Below are 398 nucleotides of genomic sequence, written 5' to 3'. Positions count from 1 at the left end.
AGCACGTCGACGTCACCGGCGGCTTCCACCGCGCGGCCCGAGGTGGCGATCACGTTGGCCTGCATCATGCGGCTCATGCCGGCCACGCCGATGGCCGACAGCAGACCGCCGATGGTGGTCGGGATCAGGCACACCAGCAGCGCGACCAGCGCGGTGAGCGACACCACGGTTCCCGCATTGGATGCACCGACGCTGAATATCGAGAACGGCAGCAGCGTGGCGGTGACGATCAGGAACACCAGCGTAAGCGCAACCAGCAGGATGGTGAGCGCGATCTCGTTGGGCGTCTTCTGGCGTTTGGCGGCCTCGACCATGGTGATCATGCGGTCGAGGAACGACTCGCCCGGGTTCACCGAGACGCGCACCACCAGCCAGTCGGACAGCACGCGTGTGCCGCC

1 pseudogene is annotated in these 398 nt (G+C 66.8%); it reads right to left on the bottom strand.

Features of this window, described 5'->3' with window-relative positions:
• A pseudogene (locus tag ACSFA3_RS22460) lies at positions 1-398 on the bottom strand (potassium-transporting ATPase subunit B); the annotation flags it as partial.

Origin of the sequence: Variovorax glucosi (assembly GCF_051216695.1) — a bacterium.
In the GTDB taxonomy this organism is placed as follows: Bacteria; Pseudomonadota; Gammaproteobacteria; order Burkholderiales; family Burkholderiaceae_C; genus Variovorax.
Note: the sequence above shows the minus strand (reverse complement) of the source record. Positions and strands in the feature narration are given on the sequence as shown.